Annotated in this window: 21 protein-coding genes; 4 read left to right on the top strand and 17 right to left on the bottom strand. The window is 62.4% G+C overall.

Translation table 11 applies throughout. The annotated features are described in order from the left end of the window. Positions 1-16: 16 nt before the first annotated feature. Complete coding sequence (locus NKJ73_RS05385; RefSeq protein WP_352448928.1) at positions 17-790, bottom strand: anti-sigma factor family protein; 774 nt, start codon at positions 788-790, stop codon at positions 17-19. Next, positions 787-1320: a sigma-70 family RNA polymerase sigma factor gene (locus NKJ73_RS05380; RefSeq protein ID WP_502896622.1), complete on the bottom strand. Its 534-nt coding sequence runs from the start codon at positions 1318-1320 to the stop codon at positions 787-789. Before NKJ73_RS05380 ends, NKJ73_RS05385 begins: the two co-directional genes overlap by 4 nt. A gap of 218 nt (positions 1321-1538) precedes the next feature. Here NKJ73_RS05380 and NKJ73_RS05375 point away from each other — a divergent pair, with 218 nt between their 5' ends. Together NKJ73_RS05375 and mazG are read left to right on the top strand one after the other, a co-directional pair. After that, on the top strand, positions 1539-2723 hold the full coding sequence (locus NKJ73_RS05375; RefSeq protein WP_352568613.1) for an amino acid aminotransferase: 1185 nt from the start codon (positions 1539-1541) through the stop codon (positions 2721-2723). Positions 2724-2862: 139 nt separating this feature from the next. Continuing rightward, entirely contained in the window at positions 2863-3687 is an 825-nt protein-coding gene (mazG, locus tag NKJ73_RS05370; protein WP_352568612.1) for a nucleoside triphosphate pyrophosphohydrolase, read from the top strand. A 6-nt stretch (positions 3688-3693) separates the two neighbouring features. Here mazG and hflX read toward each other — a convergent pair whose 3' ends face one another. The 8 genes from hflX to dusB form a co-directional block, all read right to left on the bottom strand. Then, positions 3694-5085 carry a GTPase HflX gene (gene hflX / locus NKJ73_RS05365; protein ID WP_352568611.1) on the bottom strand — a complete coding sequence of 464 codons (1392 nt, stop codon included), beginning with the start codon at positions 5083-5085 and terminating at the stop codon, positions 3694-3696. Further along, positions 5086-5331, bottom strand: a complete 246-nt coding sequence (gene hfq, locus NKJ73_RS05360) for an RNA chaperone Hfq (protein WP_006202172.1) — start codon at positions 5329-5331, stop codon at positions 5086-5088. It abuts the gene before it with no gap. Between the two features lie 145 nt (positions 5332-5476). Then, positions 5477-6340 (bottom strand): D-amino-acid transaminase, encoded by an 864-nt coding sequence (locus NKJ73_RS05355; protein WP_352568610.1) that lies wholly within the window; start codon positions 6338-6340, stop codon positions 5477-5479. 88 nt (positions 6341-6428) lie between these two features. After that, a complete protein-coding gene (gene ntrX, locus NKJ73_RS05350; RefSeq protein WP_023675072.1) occupies positions 6429-7790 on the bottom strand; it encodes a nitrogen assimilation response regulator NtrX in 1362 nt (453 codons plus the stop codon). Further along, a complete protein-coding gene (locus tag NKJ73_RS05345; protein WP_352502927.1) occupies positions 7780-10065 on the bottom strand; it encodes a sensor histidine kinase NtrY-like in 2286 nt (761 codons plus the stop codon). Before NKJ73_RS05345 ends, ntrX begins: the two co-directional genes overlap by 11 nt. 128 nt (positions 10066-10193) lie before the next feature. Beyond that, positions 10194-11654 (bottom strand): nitrogen regulation protein NR(I), encoded by a 1461-nt coding sequence (ntrC, locus tag NKJ73_RS05340; protein ID WP_254817199.1) that lies wholly within the window; start codon positions 11652-11654, stop codon positions 10194-10196. Next, the gene (locus NKJ73_RS05335) at positions 11651-12793 is read right to left on the bottom strand and encodes a two-component system sensor histidine kinase NtrB (RefSeq protein WP_352568608.1); all 1143 of its coding nucleotides are present in this window, start codon (positions 12791-12793) and stop codon (positions 11651-11653) included. Before NKJ73_RS05335 ends, ntrC begins: the two co-directional genes overlap by 4 nt. Continuing rightward, on the bottom strand, positions 12790-13815 hold the full coding sequence (gene dusB / locus NKJ73_RS05330; protein WP_352568607.1) for a tRNA dihydrouridine synthase DusB: 1026 nt from the start codon (positions 13813-13815) through the stop codon (positions 12790-12792). Before dusB ends, NKJ73_RS05335 begins: the two co-directional genes overlap by 4 nt. 180 nt (positions 13816-13995) lie before the next feature. Here dusB and NKJ73_RS05325 point away from each other — a divergent pair, with 180 nt between their 5' ends. Next, the gene (locus NKJ73_RS05325) at positions 13996-15216 is read left to right on the top strand and encodes a bifunctional 2-C-methyl-D-erythritol 4-phosphate cytidylyltransferase/2-C-methyl-D-erythritol 2,4-cyclodiphosphate synthase (RefSeq protein ID WP_352568606.1); all 1221 of its coding nucleotides are present in this window, start codon (positions 13996-13998) and stop codon (positions 15214-15216) included. Next, complete coding sequence (locus tag NKJ73_RS05320) at positions 15213-15722, top strand: CinA family protein (RefSeq protein ID WP_352568605.1); 510 nt, start codon at positions 15213-15215, stop codon at positions 15720-15722. Before NKJ73_RS05325 ends, NKJ73_RS05320 begins: the two co-directional genes overlap by 4 nt. Here NKJ73_RS05320 and NKJ73_RS05315 read toward each other — a convergent pair. From NKJ73_RS05315 to NKJ73_RS05285, 7 genes are all read right to left on the bottom strand, one after another. Beyond that, entirely contained in the window at positions 15698-16159 is a 462-nt protein-coding gene (locus NKJ73_RS05315) for a type II toxin-antitoxin system RatA family toxin (RefSeq protein ID WP_023675079.1), read from the bottom strand. The genes NKJ73_RS05320 and NKJ73_RS05315 overlap by 25 nt on opposite strands. 12 nt (positions 16160-16171) lie before the next feature. After that, positions 16172-17137 carry a lipoyl synthase gene (gene lipA / locus NKJ73_RS05310; protein ID WP_023675080.1) on the bottom strand — a complete coding sequence of 322 codons (966 nt, stop codon included), beginning with the start codon at positions 17135-17137 and terminating at the stop codon, positions 16172-16174. Positions 17138-17274: 137 nt separating this feature from the next. Then, positions 17275-17532: a GlsB/YeaQ/YmgE family stress response membrane protein gene (locus NKJ73_RS05305; RefSeq protein WP_023675081.1), complete on the bottom strand. Its 258-nt coding sequence runs from the start codon at positions 17530-17532 to the stop codon at positions 17275-17277. A gap of 98 nt (positions 17533-17630) precedes the next feature. Beyond that, positions 17631-19076, bottom strand: a complete 1446-nt coding sequence (gene lpdA, locus NKJ73_RS05300) for a dihydrolipoyl dehydrogenase (RefSeq protein ID WP_352568604.1) — start codon at positions 19074-19076, stop codon at positions 17631-17633. Positions 19077-19088: 12 nt separating this feature from the next. Further along, the gene (locus NKJ73_RS05295; protein ID WP_352568603.1) at positions 19089-19727 is read right to left on the bottom strand and encodes an SGNH/GDSL hydrolase family protein; all 639 of its coding nucleotides are present in this window, start codon (positions 19725-19727) and stop codon (positions 19089-19091) included. Then, the gene (locus tag NKJ73_RS05290; protein WP_352568602.1) at positions 19724-20143 is read right to left on the bottom strand and encodes a hypothetical protein; all 420 of its coding nucleotides are present in this window, start codon (positions 20141-20143) and stop codon (positions 19724-19726) included. Before NKJ73_RS05290 ends, NKJ73_RS05295 begins: the two co-directional genes overlap by 4 nt. 17 nt (positions 20144-20160) lie before the next feature. Continuing rightward, entirely contained in the window at positions 20161-21537 is a 1377-nt protein-coding gene (locus NKJ73_RS05285; RefSeq protein WP_352568601.1) for a pyruvate dehydrogenase complex dihydrolipoamide acetyltransferase, read from the bottom strand. Positions 21538-21553: the final 16 nt, after the last annotated feature.

The following is a 21553-nucleotide window of genomic DNA, read 5'->3' as shown; positions in this document are numbered from 1 at the left end:
CCTTCTTGCAGGTCGATCAGTAAAGCGTTTTGGCGAGGGCTTCGGCCGTGCGATCGAGACCGCCGACATCGCTGCGTCCGACGACCGCGTAGGCGACCTCGCCGATCTGGAAATAAGCCGAGGAAACTTCGCCCGAGGGAACGACGGTCGGCTTGACGACGTCGAATGTTCCGGGCCTGATCGCGAACAACGAGACCAGCCCCATCTCTTTCGTCTCGACAGCCATCTCGACGCTCGGTCCGAATTGCGATGGATAGATCTGCACGTCACGGACCGTCCAGTCCGCTGGCAGCGATGGCATCACGATCGCCGTCGCGGCGCGGATTTCGTCGGCATTGTAGCCGGGTGCTTCGGGTTGCGACGACATCGCCTCGCGCACGAGCGTCGTGCGGTGCGCCCGGACCGCGTCCTCCACATAGGCCGGCGGATGGGTCGAAGCGACGACTTCCGTCACCGATATCGGTCCGATGAGCCCGTTCGCAAGCCAGCCGGCAGCGACGAAGACAGCGACTGCCGCAGCTCGCTGCAAAGCACCAAGGACGCGGCCGCGCGCCAATCCCCGCTCCAGCCGCCGTGCAGCATCGGCCGTCGCGGGCCGCGCCATGCCTTTCGATCCGGCAAGCGCCACGCGCAATTCGTCACGCATCCGTAAGTCGGACATCACCCGCGCGGCCGCGTCCGGGCGGGCCGAAAGGAACGCCTCGACCTCGATGCGACGAGCCACGTCCAGCTGATCGTCGACATAGGCGTCGAGATCGGCGTCGGTCACGGGATCGCGCAGTTGGTTCATGATCCACCTCCGACGATCTTCAGATGGCCTTTCGCGCGTGCCGGCACCGCGTCCTCCATCTCGCGCAGGGCCGCACGCGCCCTGCCGATGCGCGACATCAGCGTGCCAAGCGGCACGCCACTCACCTCAGCGGCCTGGCTGTAGCTAAGCCCCTCGATGGCGACGAGATGCAACGCCGAACGCTGCTCCTCCGGCAATTCGAAAAACGCTTCGCGCACCTGCGCCAGACGGACCGAATGTTCCTGCGGAGCCTGGACATTCGCCTCGGCGAGATAGCCGGCCTGTTCGATGCGCATTGCTTCGGATTTGCGGGACCGCAGACCGTCGATGAATGCATTATGGACGATCGACAGCAGCCATACGCGAAGATTTCCGCCGGAGCGGAAGCTGCCGCGTCGCTCATAGGCACGCACCAGCGCATCATGCACCAGATCCTCTGCATCGGCGCTGTCGCGCGTCAGCGAGCGTGCATAGCGGCGCAGCGAACCGAGCTGTCCCAGAATATCGAAGCGTGGCATCGGCCGTTTCATGTCCTGTTTACGGAGCAGGTCGGGATGTTAATCCCGCTCTCCCCGAAATTTTCTTACGGCTCGCCGCGTTCTCGTCCTGGGAGATATCGGGCCCGCTCTCGCCCGCCAGATAGTATCGGCCGCCCTCGAGGCAAACCGGCGCCGAGTTGGCGCATATGAAACTGCTGGCAAAGTACGGCCGGTTTGCGTATCACTCCGCCGCCAACGGAACCTTATCGATGTTCGAAAATCTCCAGCCCGCGCCTGCCGACAAGATCCTGGCCTTGATCGGTCTCTATCGCGCCGACCCGCGTCCCGACAAGGTCGATCTTGGTGTCGGCGTTTATAGGGATCGCGACGGCAAGACGCCGGTGATGCGCGCGGTGCGCGAAGCCGAAAAGCGGCTGCTGCAGGGCCAGGATACCAAGACCTATCTCGGCCTTGCCGGCGATACCGCCTTCAACGCGGCGATGGCCAGGTTGGTGTTCGGCCCAGCCCCCGACCTGACGCGCATTCGTGCGGCGCAGGCGCCAGGCGGCTCCGGCGCGCTGCGGCTGGTAGCAGAGCTGCTGAAAAGGACCCGCACCGACGCGATGGTCTGGCTGTCGGATCCGACATGGCCGAACCACATGCCGGTGATGCGCGCCGCTGGCCTGCAGACACGCGAATATCCCTATTTCGACGCTGCTTCTGGTGCGGTTCGCTTCGACGACATGCTGAATGCATTGAGAACCGCCAATCCTGGCGACGTCGTATTGTTGCATGGCTGTTGCCATAACCCGACAGGCGCCAATCTAGACATCTCGCAATGGGCTGCCATTGCCGATCTTGTCGTTGAGCGCGGCCTGCTGCCCTTTGTCGACATCGCCTATCAGGGCTTTGGCGAGGGACTTGATGCGGATGCCGCCGGCTTGCGCCTTCTGGCGGCAAAAGTTCCGGAAATGGTCGTTGCCTCCAGCTGCTCGAAGAACTTTTCCGTCTATCGCGACCGAGTCGGTGCAGCGCTGATCATGGCGAAAGGTGGCGCGCAGGCGGATTTGGCGATGGGCCAGATGCTGTCGGCGGCGCGCGCCATGTATTCGATGCCGCCGGACCACGGCGCGGCGGCGGTGCGCATCGTGCTTGAAGACCCCGCATTGCGTTCCGACTGGGAGGCAGAGCTTGAAGAGATGCGGCTGCGCATGCTACGGCTGCGCGTCCAGTTCGCCGAGGCGCTGCGGCGGCAGTCCAACTCCGACCGTTTCGATTTCGTCGCCAGCCATCGCGGCATGTTTTCCCGGCTTGGCCTGTCGGAAGCGCAAGTCGAGCGGCTGCGCGCCGAGCATGCCATCTACATGGTCGGCGACAGCCGCATCAACGTTGCCGGCCTGCCCGAGGACGGCATGGATGCGCTCGCCAAGGCGATAGTCTCCGTGCTCGACTGATACTTTTTGCTAGTTAGTATCTTTTCCGGAAACCGGCTTCCACTTTCGGATCATGGTCTGGCCGCCCATCTGTGGACAAGACGCCCTCGCCGGCTGAAGCCGTTGGCCGCGCGGCCGGGTACAGGATAGCGTTCGCCTGATGAAACCCTCGAAAGACATTTCCCGGCTGATCGAGATCATGGCCGCGCTGCGGGCGCCGGAAACCGGCTGCCCGTGGGATATCGAGCAGGACTTTTCGACAATCGCGCCGTACACGATCGAGGAAGCCTACGAAGTGGCGGACGCCATTGCGCGCGGCGATCTGGACGATCTGCGGGATGAACTCGGCGATCTCCTGCTGCAAGTGGTCTACCACGCGCAAATGGCCGAGGAGGCCGGCGAATTTTCATTCGGCGATGTGGTCCTGGCCATCACCACAAAAATGATCCGCCGCCACCCCCATGTCTTCGGCGACGACAAGGCGCGCAGCGCCGGCATGGCCAAGGGCATGTGGGAAAAGATCAAGGCAGAGGAAAAGGCGGAGAAGCGCAGTGCGCGCCTCGCCCGTGGGCTCGACCCGGAAGACCATGGCAAGGGCTTTCTCGACAGTGTGCCGGTCGCCCTGCCCGCGCTGACCCGGGCGCTCAAGCTGCAGGAAAAGGCCGCCCGCGTCGGCTTCGACTGGAGCGAGGCGGCGCCGATCCTCGACAAGATCGAGGAGGAGATCGGCGAACTACGCGAGGCGCTGGCCAAAGGCGACACTGCGCCGATCGAGGACGAGTTCGGCGACATGCTGTTTGCGGTCGTCAATCTCGGCCGGCACCTCAAAATTGATTCCGAAGCGGCACTCAGCGGCACCAACGAAAAATTCCGGTCGCGCTTCCACTATGTCGAGCGGACGCTGCAAGCGTCGGGAAACAGCCTCGAAGAGGCGACGCTGGACGAGATGGAAGCGCTCTGGCAGCAGGCAAAAAGCGCGAAGTAAACGCCTCTACCCGTTGTTTTGACGGCGCAATCGGCTTTCGATCTCTTGCCGAGCGCTGTGTGTAGCCTTGAGCGCGACGGTTACGCTGCCATCCTCATTGTCGTCGCGCGAGATGATGTCGCCGTTGCGGTAAAGCCAGTCGACGACGCCGAGTTGGTCGGGCTTGAGTGTGACGGTGAACGTCTCCAGTTCGCCCGACATCATCGTCTCGATGATCGCCTTCAGCGCATCGATGCCCTCGCCGGTTACCGCCGATATGGCGATCGGCGGTGCCTTCTTGCCGTCAGCACCATCGGCAAGCAGCCGCGCCCGGTTGCCCTCGTCGAGCCGGTCGATCTTGTTCCATACTTCGATGACGCGCTTGCTATCGCGGGCATCGACGCCGAGATCGGCAAGGATGCGCTCGACATCTTCGGCCTGCGCGGCCGTATCGGGATCGGAGATGTCGCGCAGATGAATGACGAGGTCTGCCTCGACCACTTCCTCCAGCGTCGCCCTGAAGGCCGCGACCAGATGCGTTGGCAGGTCGGAAATGAAGCCGACCGTATCGGAAAGGATGATCGGCGTGCCGTGCGGCAGGCGCACGCGGCGCAGCGTCGGGTCGAGCGTGGCAAACAGCATGTCTTCGGCCAGCACCCCTGCTCCGGTCAGCCGGTTGAACAGAGTCGACTTGCCGGCATTGGTGTAGCCGACGATCGCCATCACCGGAAATGGCACCTTCTTGCGCTTGGCGCGGTGCAGGTCGCGGGTGCGGCGCACAGTTTCGAGCTCGTGCTTCAGCTTGGTGATCTTGTCCTGCAGCACACGCCGATCCGACTCGATCTGGGTCTCGCCAGGGCCGCCGAGAAAGCCGGCGCCGCCACGCTGGCGCTCGAGGTGGGTCCAGCTCCGCACAAGGCGGCCTTTCTGGTAGTTGAGATGGGCAAGATCGACCTGCAGCGTGCCTTCCTTGGTGCGGGCGCGCTCGCCGAAAATCTCCAGGATCAGCCCGGTGCGGTCGAGCACCTTGGCGTTCAACTCTTTTTCGAGGTTGCGCTGCTGTACCGGGGTCAGCGGATGATCGACAATGACCACTTCCGCGTGGCCCTCTTTGACGATCTCAGCGAACTCCGCCACCTTGCCGCTGCCGAGCAAGGTCGCCGGGCGTGGATCGTTGACGGTCACCACCGCCGTGTGGACCAGGTCGAGGTCGATTGCGCTGGCGAGGCCGACGGCCTCGTCGCGACGAGCCTCGGCGGAACGGCTCAGGCGGGGGCGGTTGGTGTCGTCGTCGCCACGCGGCTGCCGGGTAAGCACCGGCACGATAACCACCGCCCGGGTCGGGCCGTTGGCCTCTGTCCCGGTCTGATGTGCTGGTTTTCCGCGAACGCTGCGGTCCGCGTCTTTCTCACGTGCCAATCAGGCGCCCTGGCTTTCCTCACCATCGAACATCTGAACCGGCTGGCTCGGCATGATCGTGGAAATAGCGTGCTTGTAGACAAGCTGGGAATGGCCGTCGCGACGCAGCAGAACGCAGAAATTGTCGAACGAAGTGACCACGCCGGTCAGCTTCACGCCGTTGATGAGAAAGATGGTGAGTGGATTTTTGCTCTTGCGAACTGAATTCAGGAACAGGTCCTGAAGATTTTGCGATCGTTCCGCCATTGTTCTTGTCTTTCGCCGATCCCCTTCGGTTTGCAGGCCAATGCGCCAAATTAGCCGGCACATGTCAAGCACGCAAACACCATCTTGCCGTCAGTAACGACAAGCAGAACGAGATATATTGATGTTCATTCCATCTGTGCGGTTATCAGGCTGGACTTTTTTCCGCAACGTCAAAAAAGGCCTGCCGTAATGAAACTGTTATCGAGCCCGGGTGGCCGTTGGCGACGGGAGTGCCATCGATCGCCACCACCGGCATGGCAATCGTGGTCGCGGAGCTGATGAAAACCTCGCGCGCGGCCTTGGCTTCAGCCACCGAAAAACCGCGCTCCTCGATCTTCAGGCCGAGCTTGGCGGCCACGTCGAACAGCGTCGTACGGGTGATGCCGCGCAGGATGCCGTGCTCGGCCGGCCGCGTCACCAGCACGCCATCCCCGGTGATGATCCAGGCGTTCGACGATCCACCTTCCTTGACGGTGCCGTCGACATCGACGAACCAGGCCTCCTGAGCGCCGGCTTCCTTGGCTTTCTGCTTGGCCAGCACGTTCGGCAGCAGGCCGACCGACTTGATATCGACCCGATCCCACCGGTTCTCCGGCACTGTGATAACCCGGATCCCGCTCTCGGCCCGCTTCGCGGCAGCTGCAGGATCGGCTTTTTTGGCGGTCACCACCAGCGACGGCTTCGTGTCCGCCGGCGGGAAGAAAAACTCGCGGCTGGCGACGCCGCGTGTCACCTGGACATAGACCAGGCCGTCGACGACATGGTTGCGGCGCACCACCTCGCGCATGACGAGCGGCAGCACGCCGCGCGTGATCGGCCAATCGATCGAGAGTTCGGCAAGTGAGCGGTTCAATCGGGCGAGATGGCGCGGCATGTCGACGATGAAGCCTCGTGCCACCTCGCAGACCTCGTAGACGCCGTCGGCGAATTGATAGCCACGGTCCTCGATATGCACGGAAGCTTCGGCGTGAGCGACGTAGCGCCCGTTCACATAGGCAATGCGCGGCATGGCTAATCCCTGAGAGAAGTCCAGCTTTCTTATGCGATTCCAAGACCGCCGTAACCGATAATTGCGTGGGCCACGACTGGTTTGGCTGTCAGACGCCCAGCGACTTCAGCTTGCGGTGCAATGCAGAGCGTTCCATGCCGATAAACTCTGCCGTCTTCGAGATGTTGCCGCCAAAACGGTTGATCTGGGCGATCAGATAGTCCTTCTCGAATTGTTCGCGCGCTTCCCGCAGCGGCAGCGCCATTATGTGCTGATCGGATTTGTTTGGAGTGCGCGGCATGACGTCGCCGATCTCGGCAGGCAGGAGATCGGCGGTGATCGGCGCATCGACATCGTCGCCGCGCGCCAGGATCATCAGCCGCTCGACATTGTTGCGCAACTGGCGAACGTTGCCCGGCCAGTTATGCGCCTGCAGCACCGCCAGCGCGTCGTCGCCGATGCGGCGCGGCTTGATGCCGGCCTGGCGAGCGATCTGCTTCATGAAATTGTCGACCAGATAGGGAATGTCCTCGCGACGCTCGGCCAGTCCCGGCACCATGACCGGAACCACGGCCAGGCGATGATAAAGGTCCTCACGGAAACGGCCGTCGGCGATCATGGCTTCCAGGTTCTGCGAGGTCGACGAGACGATGCGCACGTCGACCTTGACCCGCTTGGTGCCCCCTACCCGCTCGAACTGCTGTTCGACCAGCACGCGCAGGATCTTGTTTTGCGTCTCGCGCGGCATGTCGGCCACTTCATCAATGTAGAGAATGCCGCGATGGGCTTCCTCCAGCGCGCCGACCTTGCGTTCGACGCCGTTCGATTCGGTGCCGAACAACTCGATCTCCATACGCTCAGGCGTGATGTTGGCGGCGCTCAGCGTCACAAACGGTGCACTCTTGCGCGCCGACAGTGCGTGGATGGCGCGCGCCGCCAGTTCTTTGCCCGAGCCGGAGGGGCCAATGATCATGACGCGGCTGTTGGTCGGCGCGACGCGCTCGATGGTCTGGCGCAATTGGCTCATTGCCGACGACATGCCGATGAGGTCGAAAGTCTCGCCGCTGCGCAGCTTGAGATCCGAAACCTCGCGTCTCAATTTGGAGGTTTCGAGCGCCCGTTCGGCAATGAGGATCAGCCTGTCGGCCTTGAATGGCTTTTCGATGAAATCATAGGCGCCGCGGCGGATGGCCGAGACTGCCGTTTCGATATTGCCGTGGCCCGAGATCATCACCACCGGCAGGTTCGGGTGCATCGTCTTGATCTCGTCCAGCAAGGCCAGGCCATCGAGCCGCGAGCCCTGCAGCCAGATGTCGAGGAAGACCAGCCTGGGTGCCCGGTCGGCAACCGCCGCAAGCGCGCTGTCGGCGTCAAACGCCGTGCGTGTTTCGTGACCTTCGTCGCTCAGGATACCGGCGACGAGTTCGCGGATGTCTTCCTCGTCATCGACGATGAGAATATCAGACGCCATTACCGACCTTTTCAGTTTCTTTTTCGTGTTCCGTCTTGCCCTCGCCGCGTACCGGAACGGTGGCGGCAACCGGCAGGATGATGCTGATCATTGCACCCCGCCCATCGTGGAAGTCCGCTGGTGCATCGTGCAATTCGAGTCGCCCGCCATGGTCCTCCACGATCTTCTTGACGATAGCGAGGCCAAGCCCGGTGCCTTTCTCGCGTGTCGTCATGTAAGGCTCGAGCAAGCGCTGCCGGTTTTCGCGCGGCAAGCCCCTGCCGTTGTCGATGACGTCGATTCGAATCGCGCCATTCTGACGCCCGGCTTGAATCCGGATTATGCCGTGCGGACGATCCTCTGCATCAAGTCCGTCGATGGCTTCGGCAGCATTCTTGATGACGTTGCCGAACGCCTGCGCCATCAGCCGGCTGTCGAATGTGCCTTTGAGCGGCTCATTGCCGAAGACGCGCTCGAAGGTGATGTCGGCGCGGCTCACTTCGACCAGGAACGAGGCTTCGCGCAAGGAATCGCGCAGATCGATGGCCTTCATTTCCGGTTTCGGCATGCGGGCGAACGCCGAGAACTCGTCGACCATGCGGCCGATGTCCTCCACTTGCCTGATGATGGTGTCGGTGCATTGATCGAAAACCTCACGGTCCTCGGTGATGACCTTGCCGTAACGGCGCTTGATGCGCTCGGCCGAAAGCTGGATCGGCGTCAGCGGGTTCTTGATCTCGTGGGCAATGCGCCGCGCCACGTCGGCCCATGCGGAGGAACGCTGTGCCTGGACCAGATCGGTAATGTCGTCGACTGTCACGACGTAGGATTTATCCTCCGAACCGTCGTCGCCGGCTTCAATCGTGATCTGCACGTTGAAGGTCCGTTCAGTGCCGGCACGATAGAAGGTGACCTGTTCGCGATAGACCGGCTTGCCCGACTTGCGGCCGATCTCGAAGACGCGGCCGACATGCGGCAGCACGGCGGAAAGGTTCTGCCCAAGCGCTGCCGTGGCGGATATGGCCAGCATCGTTTCGGCCGAACGGTTGACGATGGTGACGATGCCATATGGATCGACGCCGATGACCCCGGCGGTGACGCCGGCAAGCACCGCCTCCGAAAAGCGTCGCCGCTCGTCGATCAAATCCTTGGCCGACAGGATCTCGTTGCGCTGCGATTTCAGCTCCATCAGCATCTTGTTGAAGGTGTCGCCGAGCGAGGCGACGTCGCCGTCGGAGGGGCGGACTGGCACGGCCACATCGAGATTGCCGGTAGCGACCTCGTCGGCCGCGCCGATGAGCTGACGAATCGGCCGCACCAGGCGGTCGGCCACCGCAATGCCGGTCCAGATGGCGGACAGGATGATGATCAGCGTCAGCGACAGATAGGGAAGCGCGAAAGCCACTTGCGAGGTGCGGCGATTGTCTTCGAGACCGCGATATTCGGCGGTGTTGGATTTGACGATCTGCCGCGCCTTGATCACCTCGGGATCGACGAGGCGAATGGTGTAGAGATAGAGGCCGTCGATCTCGCGCAGCTTGACGATGGCACCCATGATGTTGCGGGTGCGCGGTTCTATCAGCACCGGCTTGCCGTCGGCAGCGCTTGCCACGGCGCCCTCAGGCGGCTCCGGCATGGCAAAGTCCGCGTCGGTCTTGGCGCTCATAACGAAGGAACCATCGGGCTTGATGAGTGCTGCGTGCGCCAGCGAGCGTCCCACCGCCTCCTTGTTCATGAGGTCGAGAAAACCGGTACGATCGAGGCCGTAAAGCGTGCGCGAAGCGTCGAGGTCGTAAGCCATCGACAACGTCGTGCCCTGAAGATTTCGCGCGTTTTCCTGCACATAGGCGTCGGCGATCGACAATGACGAATTGACGATCGTCTTGGTGCGGATCTCGAACCAGCGGTCGAGGCCGATGTCGAGCGTGATCGACGCGATGATCGCCACCATGATCGCGGGGATGGCGGCGACTAGCGCAAACATCGCCACTATGCGCACATGCAGGCGCGACGCAGCCTTGCCATGCCGTCGTGCCATCAGGATGCGATGCACCTCGCGGCCGACCAGCAAGATCAGAAACAGGACGAACGCCGCATTAAGCGCAATCAGCGCCAGCGTCGTCCTCGCGTCGGGCGTGATCGGCGTCGCGCCGACCAGAATGGCGAAGGAGATCGCCGCCGTCACCAGCGCACCGGCAACGGCGATCACGCCCGGCAGCGCAAGCAGCCGGCGACCGTCTCGCGCGCCCGTATTGCTGAAAAGCGATTTGCTCAGTGTCGGTGCGTGCAGGGCCATGTCGCCGTCTAGAGCCAGTGATTGCGTCGGATGTATGCAACGCATTGTGGCGATTATGCAACAAGTGTGGCCGAGACGGAAATCTTTCGGCAATCGATCCCCTGGAAAGCGCTCGTAAAGGGATTCGTCTAGACCTGCCTGGACGATTTGTAGACGTTGACGCCGAGTTCGCGAATCTTCTTGCGCAGCGTGTTGCGGTTGAGTCCGAGCAATTCGGCGGCCTTGATCTGGTTACCGCGCGTTGCGGTCATCGAGGCGAGGACCAGGGGATACTCGACCTCGGAGAGGATTCGCTGATAAAGGCCGGCCGGCGGCAAGTCGCCGGCAAACGAGGCAAAATAGCGCTGCAGGAAATGCTCCACCGCCTGGCCGATGGAAAGGTCGTCGGGAATGAGGTTGCCGCCACCTGGAACGACAGGCCTTTCGCCGGTCTTCAACTCCGCCTCGATGATCTCCGCTGAGATCTCGTCCTGCGAATACAGTGCGGCCAGTCTGCGGATGAGATTTTCGAGTTCGCGCACGTTACCGGGCCATGGGTAGCGCTTCATCAGCTCGATGCCGCCGGTGGAAATGCGCTTGGTCTGCAAGCCTTCACTGACGCCGAGCTTGAAGAAGTGGCGGACGAGGTCCGGAATGTCCTCCGAGCGCTCGCGCAGCGCCGGCAGCCTGAGCGGCACAACGTTCAAACGGTAGAACAGGTCCTCGCGGAAAAGCCCCTGATTGATCAGTGTGCGCAGGTCCTTGTTGGTGGCAGCGACGATGCGCACGTCGGTCTTGATCGGCGTGCGGCCGCCGACCGTGGTGTATTCGCCCTGCTGCAGCACACGCAGCAGCCGCGTCTGCGCTTCCATCGGCATATCACCGATCTCGTCGAGGAAGAGCGTGCCGCCTTCGGCCTGCTCGAAACGGCCGGTGGAGCGGTTCTGTGCGCCGGTAAAGGCGCCCTTCTCGTGCCCGAATAGTTCCGATTCGATCAGGTCGCGTGGGATCGCCGCCATGTTGATGGCGACGAAGGGGCCACCACGACGACGGCCATATTCATGCAGCGCGCGCGCCACCAGTTCCTTGCCGGTACCCGATTCGCCCGAGATCATCACCGTCAGGTCGGTCTGCATCATGCGCGCCAGCATGCGGTAGATGTCCTGCATGGCCGCCGAGCGGCCGACCAGCGGCATCGTTTCAGGCGGCTCGTCGGCACGCGTATCGATCTTGGGCCGCCGCGGCTCGGAAAGCGCGCGGTTGACGATGTTGAGCAGCTCCGTCAGGTCGAACGGTTTCGGCAGATATTCATAGGCTCCGGTTTCGGAGGCCCGGATCGCAGTCATGAACGTGTTCTGCGCACTCATGACGATGACCGGCAGTTCCGGTCGCGCCTTCTTGATGCGCGGCAGCATGTCGAAGGCGTTCTCGTCGGGCATGACAACGTCGGTGATGACCAGATCGCCCTCGCCCGCCGCCACCCAGCGCCACAGCGTCGAGGCATTGGAGGTGACGCGCACGTCGTGACCGACGCGCGAAAGCGCCTGGTTGAGGACAGTGCGGATGGCCGCATCGTCGTCGGCGACGAGAATATTGCCGCGAACGGTCATTTGCGGTCTCCTTCACCGTCGTCGTCGGTGCCAAACTGAGTTTCTTTCCACGCCGGCATCAGGATACGGAAGGTGGTCCCGCGCGGCGTCGATTCGCATTCAATGATGCCGCCATGCTCGCCGACGATCTTTGCGACCAGCGCCAGACCGAGACCGGAGCCGTTCGGCTTGGTGGTGATGAAGGGATCGAACAGGATCGGCAGGATATCTTCGGAGACACCCGAACCGTTGTCGCGCACGCAGAATTCCAATGGCAGCGACACGCGGTCCTGCGTTCCGGGCACGGAAACACGGATGCCCGGGCGGAAGGCGGTCGACAGCATGATCTCGCCCTGCGGATCGCTGCCGATCGCCTCGGCGGCATTTTTTACCAGATTGAGGAATACTTGGATGAGCTGGTCGCGATTGGCAAAGACCGGAGGCAATGATGGATCATAATCCTCTAATATCTTGATCCTCTTGGCAAAACCGTTCTTGGCGATTGCCTTAACATGGTCGAGCACGACATGGATGTTGACAGGGTAGCGGTCGATCGGCCGCTCGTCGGAAAACACCTCCATGCGGTCGACCAGCGAGACAATGCGGTCGGTCTCGTCGGTGATCAGCCTGGTCAGTGCGCGATCCTCGTCGGACGCCGACAGCTCTAGCAACTGCGCCGCACCACGAATGCCGGACAGCGGGTTCTTGATCTCATGGGCAAGCATCGCGGCGAGGCCGGTGACCGAGCGCGCCGCACCGCGATGCGTCATCTGCCGGTCGATCTTGTCGGCCATTGAGCGTTCCTGGAACATTACCACGACGGAGCCTGGAAATTCCGTCACAGGCGCGACGTAGAGATCGACCACCTTCTCGATGCCGAGCCGCGGCGACGACACGTCCACCCGGTATTCGTTGACCGGCGCCCGGCGCTCGCGCACCTGGTCGACAAGCGTCAGCAGCGGGCTGCCGAAAGGAATGAGCTTGTGCAGCGTGTTGCGGGCGAGCACCGTGGCGCTCGACCGGAAAAAATCCTCGGCATCGGCATTGGCGAAGGTGATGAAACCTTGCGGATCGACCATGATCACCGGCCGGCGAATGGTATTGAGCACAATATGCGCGGCGTCCGCCATATCCGTGCTCTGTGTGACGGTGGCGTTCATGCCGCACTCCGCAGGTTCGCCGCTTCGGGAGCGGTTGAAAACATGTCGCGCAGCAACGCAATGACACGCCCAGGCTCGAAAGACGTGAGTATGGCTTTGCGCCGGTCATCGCTTGTGGCGGCGTGGCGGTCGAGATACCAGCCGAGATGCTTGCGTGCCTGGCGCAATCCGCTTTCCACGCCATAGAACGTCAGCATGTCTTCGTAATGGGCAATGACGTAATCGGACAGCGCTTGCGGGCTGGCCGGCATGCCAGATACCGGCTCGGCCAGCGCGGTCGCTACAATGCTGCCGGCCGTCCAAGGCGCGCCATAGTGCGCGCGGCCGATCATCACCGCGTCGGCGCCGGACTGGTCGAGGATCGACGCTGCCTCCGCCGGCGAGCCGACATCGCCATTGGCAACGACCGGGATCGAGACGGCCTGCTTGACACGTGCGATGGCACGCCAGTCGGCCGTGCCCTGATAGAACTGGCAACGTGTGCGGCCGTGCACCGTCACCATCATCACCCCGGCCTGCTCGGCGCGTCGCGCCAGCATCGGCGCGTTGAGCGCGCCTTCGTCCCAGCCGAGCCGCATTTTGACCGTGACCGGCACGTCGACCGCGCCGACTACCGCTTCGATCAGCGACAGCGCGTGGTCGAGGTCTCGCATCAGTGCCGAACCGGCATAGCCGCCCGTCACTTTTTTGGCCGGACAGCCCATGTTGATGTCGATGATGTCGGCGCCTTCGCCGACCGCGATTCGCGCGCCCTCGGCCATGTGCATCGCCTCGCGGCCGGCAAGCTGGACCATGTGGACAGGCAGCCCGGAATGACGGATGCGCAGGCCGGAACCAGCCCTGCCCTTTGCAAGCTCACCGCTCGCCACCATTTCCGAAACAACCAGCCCGGCGCCATGCGCATGGGCGCGCTGCCGGAACGGTTCGTCGGTAATGCCCGACATCGGCGCGAGAAACACGCGGTTGCGGATTCTCACGCCACCCACATCCAGCGGCGAAGCCAATTTGGTCACATCAGGCATGCACAAAAACCAAGCACCTTCGGTTGCTGCACATTCTCTAGCCAGAATGATGGCAATGTGCAACGCGCAATGTCGTGATATTAAGGCGCATTTGGGAAAATACGGATCGCCGCACCGCATCAATCCTGGGTCTTCCGAAAGCGATACCACTTTTCGGGATCATGCGCTAAGCGTCTCGGCATGAGAGATGTCAACGAAAAGCAAGCTGCGGACGACAAGGTCGCGGTGGTCATCGTTGCCGCCGGCCGCGGCGCGCGCGCCGGACAGGCCAAGGGGCCGAAGCAGTACCAGCAGATTGGCGGCGGCGCCGTTATCGCACGCACGCTCGACGCCTTTCTGACGCATCCGAAAATTGGAGCTGTCGTCGTTGCTATACATGCCGAAGACGACGCGCTTTTCCGCCGCGCCGCCGGCGCGAACGCCGACCGTGTCGTCGCGGTGATCGGCGGTACGTCACGGCAGGAGTCCGTCCGGCTTGGACTGCTGGCGTTGAGAAGCCATGCGCCGGGCCGGGTCCTGATCCATGATGCGGCTCGGCCGTTTGTCGATGCGGAACTGATAGACCGTACGATCGCCGCCATTGAAGAGCGCCAGGGAGCGCTGCCTGCTTTGCCCGTTGCCGATACGCTGAAGCGCGAAACGGCCGAAGGCATGATCGGCGAAACAGTGTCCAGGGCCGGGCTCCATGCCGCACAAACACCACAAGGCTTTCCGTTCTGGCCGATCCTGGCCGCGCACGAAAAGGCTCATCATCTGGGCAAGGCGGATTTTACCGACGATGCGGCAATCGCCGAATGGGCGCATATTCCGGTGAAGATCGTTCCCGGCTCGCCGGACAATGTCAAACTGACCTGGGCAAGGGATATTGCGATGGCGGATCAGCGGCTTTCCGGGGGGGCACGTTTTCCGGACATCCGAACCGGCAATGGCTATGACGTCCATGCCTTCGAGCCCGGCGACCATGTCACCCTGTGCGGCGTCGCCATTCCACACGACAGGAAGTTATCCGGCCATTCGGATGCCGATGTCGGTCTCCATGCCTTGACCGACGCCCTGCTGGCCACCTGCGGCGCCGGTGACATCGGCACGCATTTCCCGCCCTCCGACCCGCAGTGGAAAGGGGCCGCTTCACGCATCTTCGTCGAACACGCGGTGAAGCTGGTGCGCGAGGGCGGCGGGCGCATTGCCAACGCCGACATCACCCTGATCTGCGAGGCGCCGCGCGTCGGCCCACATCGCGAGGCAATGACCGAAGCGCTTTCGGCAATGCTGCGAATTTCGCGCAATCGCATCTCGATCAAGGCGACAACCAATGAGAAGCTCGGCTTCGTCGGCCGTGAGGAAGGCATAGCGGCCATCGCGACCGCCAGCGTTGTGTTTCCAGGGGATGTCCCCGAGTGAGCAATAGCGATCTCGCAGATGCCCTGCTTCAGGCCTGCCAGCAGCGCGGCATCATGCTGGCGACGGCGGAGAGCTGCACCGGCGGCATGATCATCGCCGCGCTGACCGACATCGCCGGCTCTTCCGCGGTGATCGATCGCGGCTTCATCACCTATTCCAACCAGGCCAAGACCGAGATGCTCGGCGTCTCGGCCGCTACGCTCGAGGCGCACGGCGCGGTCTCGCGCGAGACTGCGGTGGAGATGGCGGCCGGAGCCTTGGCGCATTCGCCGGCCGGGCTCGCCCTGGCGGTGACTGGCATCGCCGGTCCGGACGGCGGCTCTGCGGAAAAACCTGTCGGCCTGGTCTGGTTCGGCGTTGCCGTGGCTGGCCGGCCGGTAGTCAGCGAATGCCAGCTGTTCGCCGACAAGGGCCGTGATTTCATCCGCCGGGAGACGGTCCGACGTGCGCTTGAACTGGGTTTACGCGCGCTCGCCGCGGATCAGGCTGCCGATGGCGCGCCGTAGATGATTTCGGCACGTTTCTCGAACGCCTCGGAGAACATGCGGAAGGCGCGGTCGAACATGGTTCCCATGAGCGCACCCAGAATGCGGCTCTTAAACTCGTAGTCGATAAAGAAGCAGACGTTGCAACCGCCGCCGTCCGCCGGGTCGAAGCGCCAGACATTGCTGAGATATTTGAACGGGCCGTCGATATATTTGACGTCGATGGCGTTCTCGTCAGGCTTCAGCAGCACCTGCGTGGTGAAAGTCTCGCGGATCGCCTTGTAGCCGATGCTCATGTCCGCGATGAGCAGGGTGCGTCCGTTGCGTTCCTTGCGCGAACGAACCGTAAGTGCCTCGCAAAGCGGCAGGAATTGCGGATAGGATTCGATATCGGCAACCAGAGCGAACATCTGTTCCGGCGTATGCGCAACGCGGCTATGGGCTTCGAATTGTGGCATGAAACCAGTGTGTTAGGCGGACTTCCTGAGAAACGCTTCGCGCGCCGCGCGCAACCTAGCAAAGTCGTCCCCGGCATGGTGCGACGAGCGCGTCAGCGGGCTCGACGCTACCAGCAGGAAGCCCTTGGTCCTGCCGATCGTCTCAAAGGACTTGAATTCCTCCGGCGTGACGAAGCGGATCACCGGATGGTGCTTCTTCGACGGCTGCAGATATTGGCCGATGGTCATGAAGTCGACATTGGCCGAACGCAAATCGTCCATCAGCTGCAGGATTTCGTTCCGCTCCTCGCCAAGGCCGACCATGATACCGGACTTGGTGAAGATCGAGGGATCGAGTTCCTTGACCCGCTGCAAGAGCCTGATCGAGTGGAAATAGCGCGCACCCGGCCGAACAGTCAGATAGTTCGACGGAACGGTCTCGAGATTATGGTTGAAAACGTCCGGCTTGGCCGCCACGACGATCTCCAGTGCACCGTCCTTGCGCAGGAAATCGGGCGTCAGGATTTCGATTGTCGTCGACGGGGTTGCTGCCCTGATCGCACGGATGACATCGGCAAAATGCTGGGCCCCGCCATCGGCGAGATCGTCGCGATCGACGGAGGTGATGACGACATGGCTCAAGCCCATTTGCTTGACCGCATGCGCGACACGCGCCGGCTCGTCGGGATCGAGTGCGGTCGGGATGCCGGTGGCGACATTGCAAAAGGCGCAGGCCCGCGTGCAGATGTCGCCCATGATCATGAAGGTGGCGTGCTTCTTCTCCCAGCACTCGCCGATATTGGGGCAGCCCGCCTCTTCGCAAACCGTCACCAGTTTGTGAGACTTCACGATTTCGCGCGTCTCGGCATAGCCTTTCGACATCGGCGCCTTGACGCGGATCCAGTCAGGCTTGCGCAGTACGTCCTGATCCGGCTTGTGCGCCTTTTCGGGATGCCGCAGGCGCGGCGCATTGGCAATCGTGTCGAGGACGGTGACCATGTGAAACCCGGCTCATTGGCAAGCGCTTGTCCAGCGCTCGCTCTACCCACGTCATCTAGGACTTTTCGGCGAAAAGAAAAAGGCCGCGATCACGCATGCCGCGGTGGCCTTTTTCGCATAGCAAGTGCCGACAGAGGTTAGCGGCGTACCAGTCGTCCGACCGCAATCAGAATGCAGGCACCGATGAAGCCGGTGATCAGATAGGCGATCCAGCCGACGCCGAAGATGCCGATGTTCAGGGCCTGCAAGATGGCATTCAACACGATTGCGCCGACAATGCCGAGAACGATGTTCATGAGGATGCCGGTATTGCTCTTCATGACCATCTCGGCGAGCCATCCCGCCAGGCCGCCGATGATGATGGCTGCAACCCAGCCCACGCCGTTCATTTCCATATGCCCTCTCCTTGTATGATGGATGATGCCTGCGAAACGAATTGCTCTGCCGTCGAGTTCCTTTGTGTCTTCCGTGTGAGACTCGCCCAACTAATTTATCATGCATTCAGTGCGCGGCCATAGGCGTCGAGTACACTCTCCTTCATCATCTCCGACAGCGTCGGGTGCGGGAAGATCGTGTGCATCAGCTCTTCCTCGGTGGTCTCCAGATTCATCGCCACGACGAAGCCCTGGATCAGTTCGGTTACTTCTGCGCCGACCATGTGGGCACCCAGCAACTGGCCGGTCTTCTTGTCGAAAATGGTCTTGACGAAGCCTTGGTCCTCGCCGAGCGCAATCGCCTTGCCGTTTGCGGCGAACTGGAAGCGGCCGACGCGGATGTCCTTGCCATCGGCGTTCGCTTTGGCTTCCGTCAGTCCGACCGAGGCGACTTGCGGATTGCAATAGGTGCAGCCCGGGATCTTCAGCTTGTCAATGGCATGCACGCCGGGGAAATTGGCGATCTTTTCCACGCACACCACGCCCTCATGCTCGGCCTTGTGGGCGAGCATCGGCGGTCCGGCGACATCGCCGATGGCATAGATGCCGGGCACGTTGGTCTTGCCGTAGCCGTCGACGACGACGCAGCCGCGTTCGGTCTTCACGCCGAGCGCCTCGAGGCCGAGATTCTCGATGTTGCCCTGTACGCCGACGGCCGAGATCATGCGGTCGGCGGTGATCTTCTCGACCTTGCCGTCCTTCATCTCGACATGCGCGGTGACCGAGTTAGTGCCCTTCTCGACCTTGGTCACCTTGGCTTCTAAGATGATCTTCATGCCCTGCTTCTCGAACTGCTTCTGCGCGAATTTCGAGACCTCGGCGTCCTCGACCGGCATCACAGCCGGCAGCAGTTCGACCACCGTCACCTCGGCGCCCATGGTGCGGTAGAACGAGGCGAACTCGATGCCGATGGCGCCCGAGCCCATCACCAGCAGCGATTTCGGCATCTCTTTCGGCACCATCGCCTCGAAATAGGTCCAGATCAACTTGCCGTCAGGCTCGATGCCGGGCAGCGCGCGCGGCCTGGCGCCGGTCGCCAGGATGATGTGCTTGGCGCTATAGGTGCCCTCGCCCTTGACGCCCTTGGGCGCCGGCGGCTGCGGCTCCATCGGCTTCTTCGACGATTTCGACACGACGATCTCGCCAGGTTTGGTCAGCTTGGCTTCGCCCCAGATGACGTCGACCTTGTTCTTCTTCATCAGGAAGCCGACGCCGCCGTTGAGCCGCAGCGAGACCTTTCGCGAGCGATCGACGACGGCGGCTGTGTCAACGCTGACCTTGCCGTCAATCTTCAGGCCATAGTCCTTCAGATGATCCGAATAGTGCATGATCTCGGCGGAGCGCAGCAGCGCTTTGGTCGGAATGCAGCCCCAGTTGAGGCAGATGCCGCCCAAGTGCTCGCGCTCGACAATCGCCGTCTTGAAGCCAAGCTGCGCCGAACGCACTGCAGTGACATAGCCGCCGGGGCCAGAGCCGATGATGATGACGTCGTAGTTCTCAGCCACGGCTTTCTCCCTTCATAATTCCAACATGACGCGCACGAGCGGCGCCAGCGCTTGCCCGACGTTCCGCGTGTTTTCCGCGTCGAGGTGGACGCCGTCGAGTGGCGTCGTTTTGGCCACCCTGCCCGCATCGAAGAAGCCGCAGCCGGCCTCGTCGGCGAGGGCGGAATATTGCGGCGCCAGCCGCTTTGACGCGTCATCGCCGCCGGCGAACATTTCCTTGAACTCGGCGTTTTCCGTGCGGCTGACTACGGGCGGCGCGACGATCAGGATCTGCGGCGCCGGCCAATCGAACGGGTAATCGTGACCGCGCACGATATCGATCAGGCGTTGCATGCCTTGCTTGGCCGCGACAGGATTGCCGTGAACCCACGGCTTCATATCGTTCGCGCCGAGCATGATGATGATTAAGTCGATCGGCGCATGCGTCGTCAGGATTGTTGGCAGCAGCCTTGCGCCATTGCGGTCCGCCCCGGCCAAATGATCGTCGAAGGCGGTGGTTCGGCCATTCAGGCCTTCGGCGATGACCTCGACGCCGCTGCCCAATGCCGCCTGCATCACGCTCGGCCAGCGACCTTCCAGCGGGTGCCGGCCAAGGCCTGCCGCGTCATAGCCCCAGGTAAGCGAATCGCCGTAGCAGAGGACCGTCTTCATGTGCCTGCCCCGCCGAAATCTGGTTGCGAGCGCCCCAATCGCCAGCGCACGAAAAGCCACTGGACCAGCACCGTAGCGATGCCCGGCAGGACCAGACCGGCGACGATGGGAAGATCGCTCGACCACTGGCGCTTGCCCGGCGGCTGGGAGAAAGTCCAGCCGGTCAGGGCAACTCCAATGAGCACAAAAAATCCTAACCCTATGATCGCCGTCAGTTTTGTTGCCCGTTGTGGGTCCGGCATGAATTGTGTGATGAAGAACGCGAGCGTCGCGAGGATGGTGACGAGAGCCGAGATCATGAATACAAGGATGTACTCTACGTCGGCATTGGTGGCGACGGCGAGCCACTGCGTCACCAATCCGCCCGCCAACCCGGAAAGAAAGAAGGCAAAAAGGCTGGTGAAGAATTTCCGCACCGCCCTGTTCCCCTCTCTTAGACCAGCATGCCCATCGGATTTTCGATCATACGCTTGAAGGCGACGAGCAGCTCGGCGCCGAGCGCACCGTCGACTGCGCGGTGATCGGTCGACAGCGTCACCGACATGATTGTTGCGATCTTGATCTCGCCGTTCTTTACCACTGCGCGTTGCTCGCCGGCGCCGACCGCCAGGATCGTCGCATGCGGCGGGTTGATGACGGCGGAAAAATCCTTGATGCCGAACATGCCGAGATTGGACACCGCCGTGGTGCCGCCCTGATATTCTTCCGGCTTCAGCTTGCGACTGCGGGCGCGGCCGGCAAGATCCTTCATCTCGTTGGAGATGACGGACATCGTCTTTTCCTCAGCACGCCGGATGATCGGGGTGATCAGGCCGCCGGGGATCGAAACGGCAACGCCGACATCGGCGTGCTTGTGCTTGATCATGGCGTTTTCTGTCCACGACGCATTGGCATCCGGAACCGCCATCAGCGCCATGGCAAGAGCCTTGATGACCATGTCGTTGACCGACAGCTTGTAGGCCGGCGTTTCGCCCTTCTCGGTCTTCTTCACCGGCGCGGCCGCATTGATCTGCGTGCGGAGCGCCAGAAGTGCGTCGAGCTCGCAGTCGAGCGTCAGATAGAAATGCGGGATGGTGGTCTTGGCCTCGACCAGCCGCCTCGCAATGGTCTTGCGCATATTGTCGTGCGGGATCAGCTCGTAGGAGCCTTCGGCAAACAGTTTGAGCACCTGCTCGTCCGACATCGCCTTGGGTGCTGCGGCCGCAGGTGCCGGAGCGCCGGCGGGCGCCGCTTTTGCCGCTGGTGCCGCCTTGGCGCCGCCACTGGAAATTGCGGCATCGACATCGGCCTTGACGACGCGGCCATGCGGGCCGGTGCCTGTCAGCACCGCGACATCGACGCCGGCTTCCTTGGCAATGCGTCGTGCCAGCGGCGAGGCGAAGATGCGCTCACCGTTGACATGGCCGTTGGCGGCCGGCGCCGCTTCCGCCTTAGCTGCAGGTGCGGCAGGCTCCTGCTTCGGCGCTTCGGGCTTTGGTGTTTCAGCTTTGGAGACGTCCGCTTTCGGAGCCTCAGCCTTTGCCGGTGCAGCGCCGTCACCGCTTTTCGCGGCAGAAGCAGCATCCTCGCCCTCGGCCGCCAGCACCGCGATCAGCGCATTGACCTTGACGCCTTCAGTGCCCGCTGGAACCACCAGCTTGGCGACCGTGCCTTCGTCGACGGCTTCGACTTCCATCGTTGCCTTGTCGGTCTCGATCTCGGCAATCACGTCGCCCGGCGAGACCTTGTCGCCTTCCTTGACCAGCCACTTGGAAAGGCTGCCTTCTTCCATCGTGGGCGAAAGCGCCGGCATGGTGATGTTGATCGGCATTTTGTCCTCCCGCCCT

Origin of the sequence: Mesorhizobium sp. M0074 (assembly GCF_040322975.1) — a bacterium.
Taxonomy (GTDB): Bacteria; Pseudomonadota; Alphaproteobacteria; order Rhizobiales; family Rhizobiaceae; genus Mesorhizobium.
This window is presented reverse-complemented; position numbering and strand designations above follow the sequence as displayed.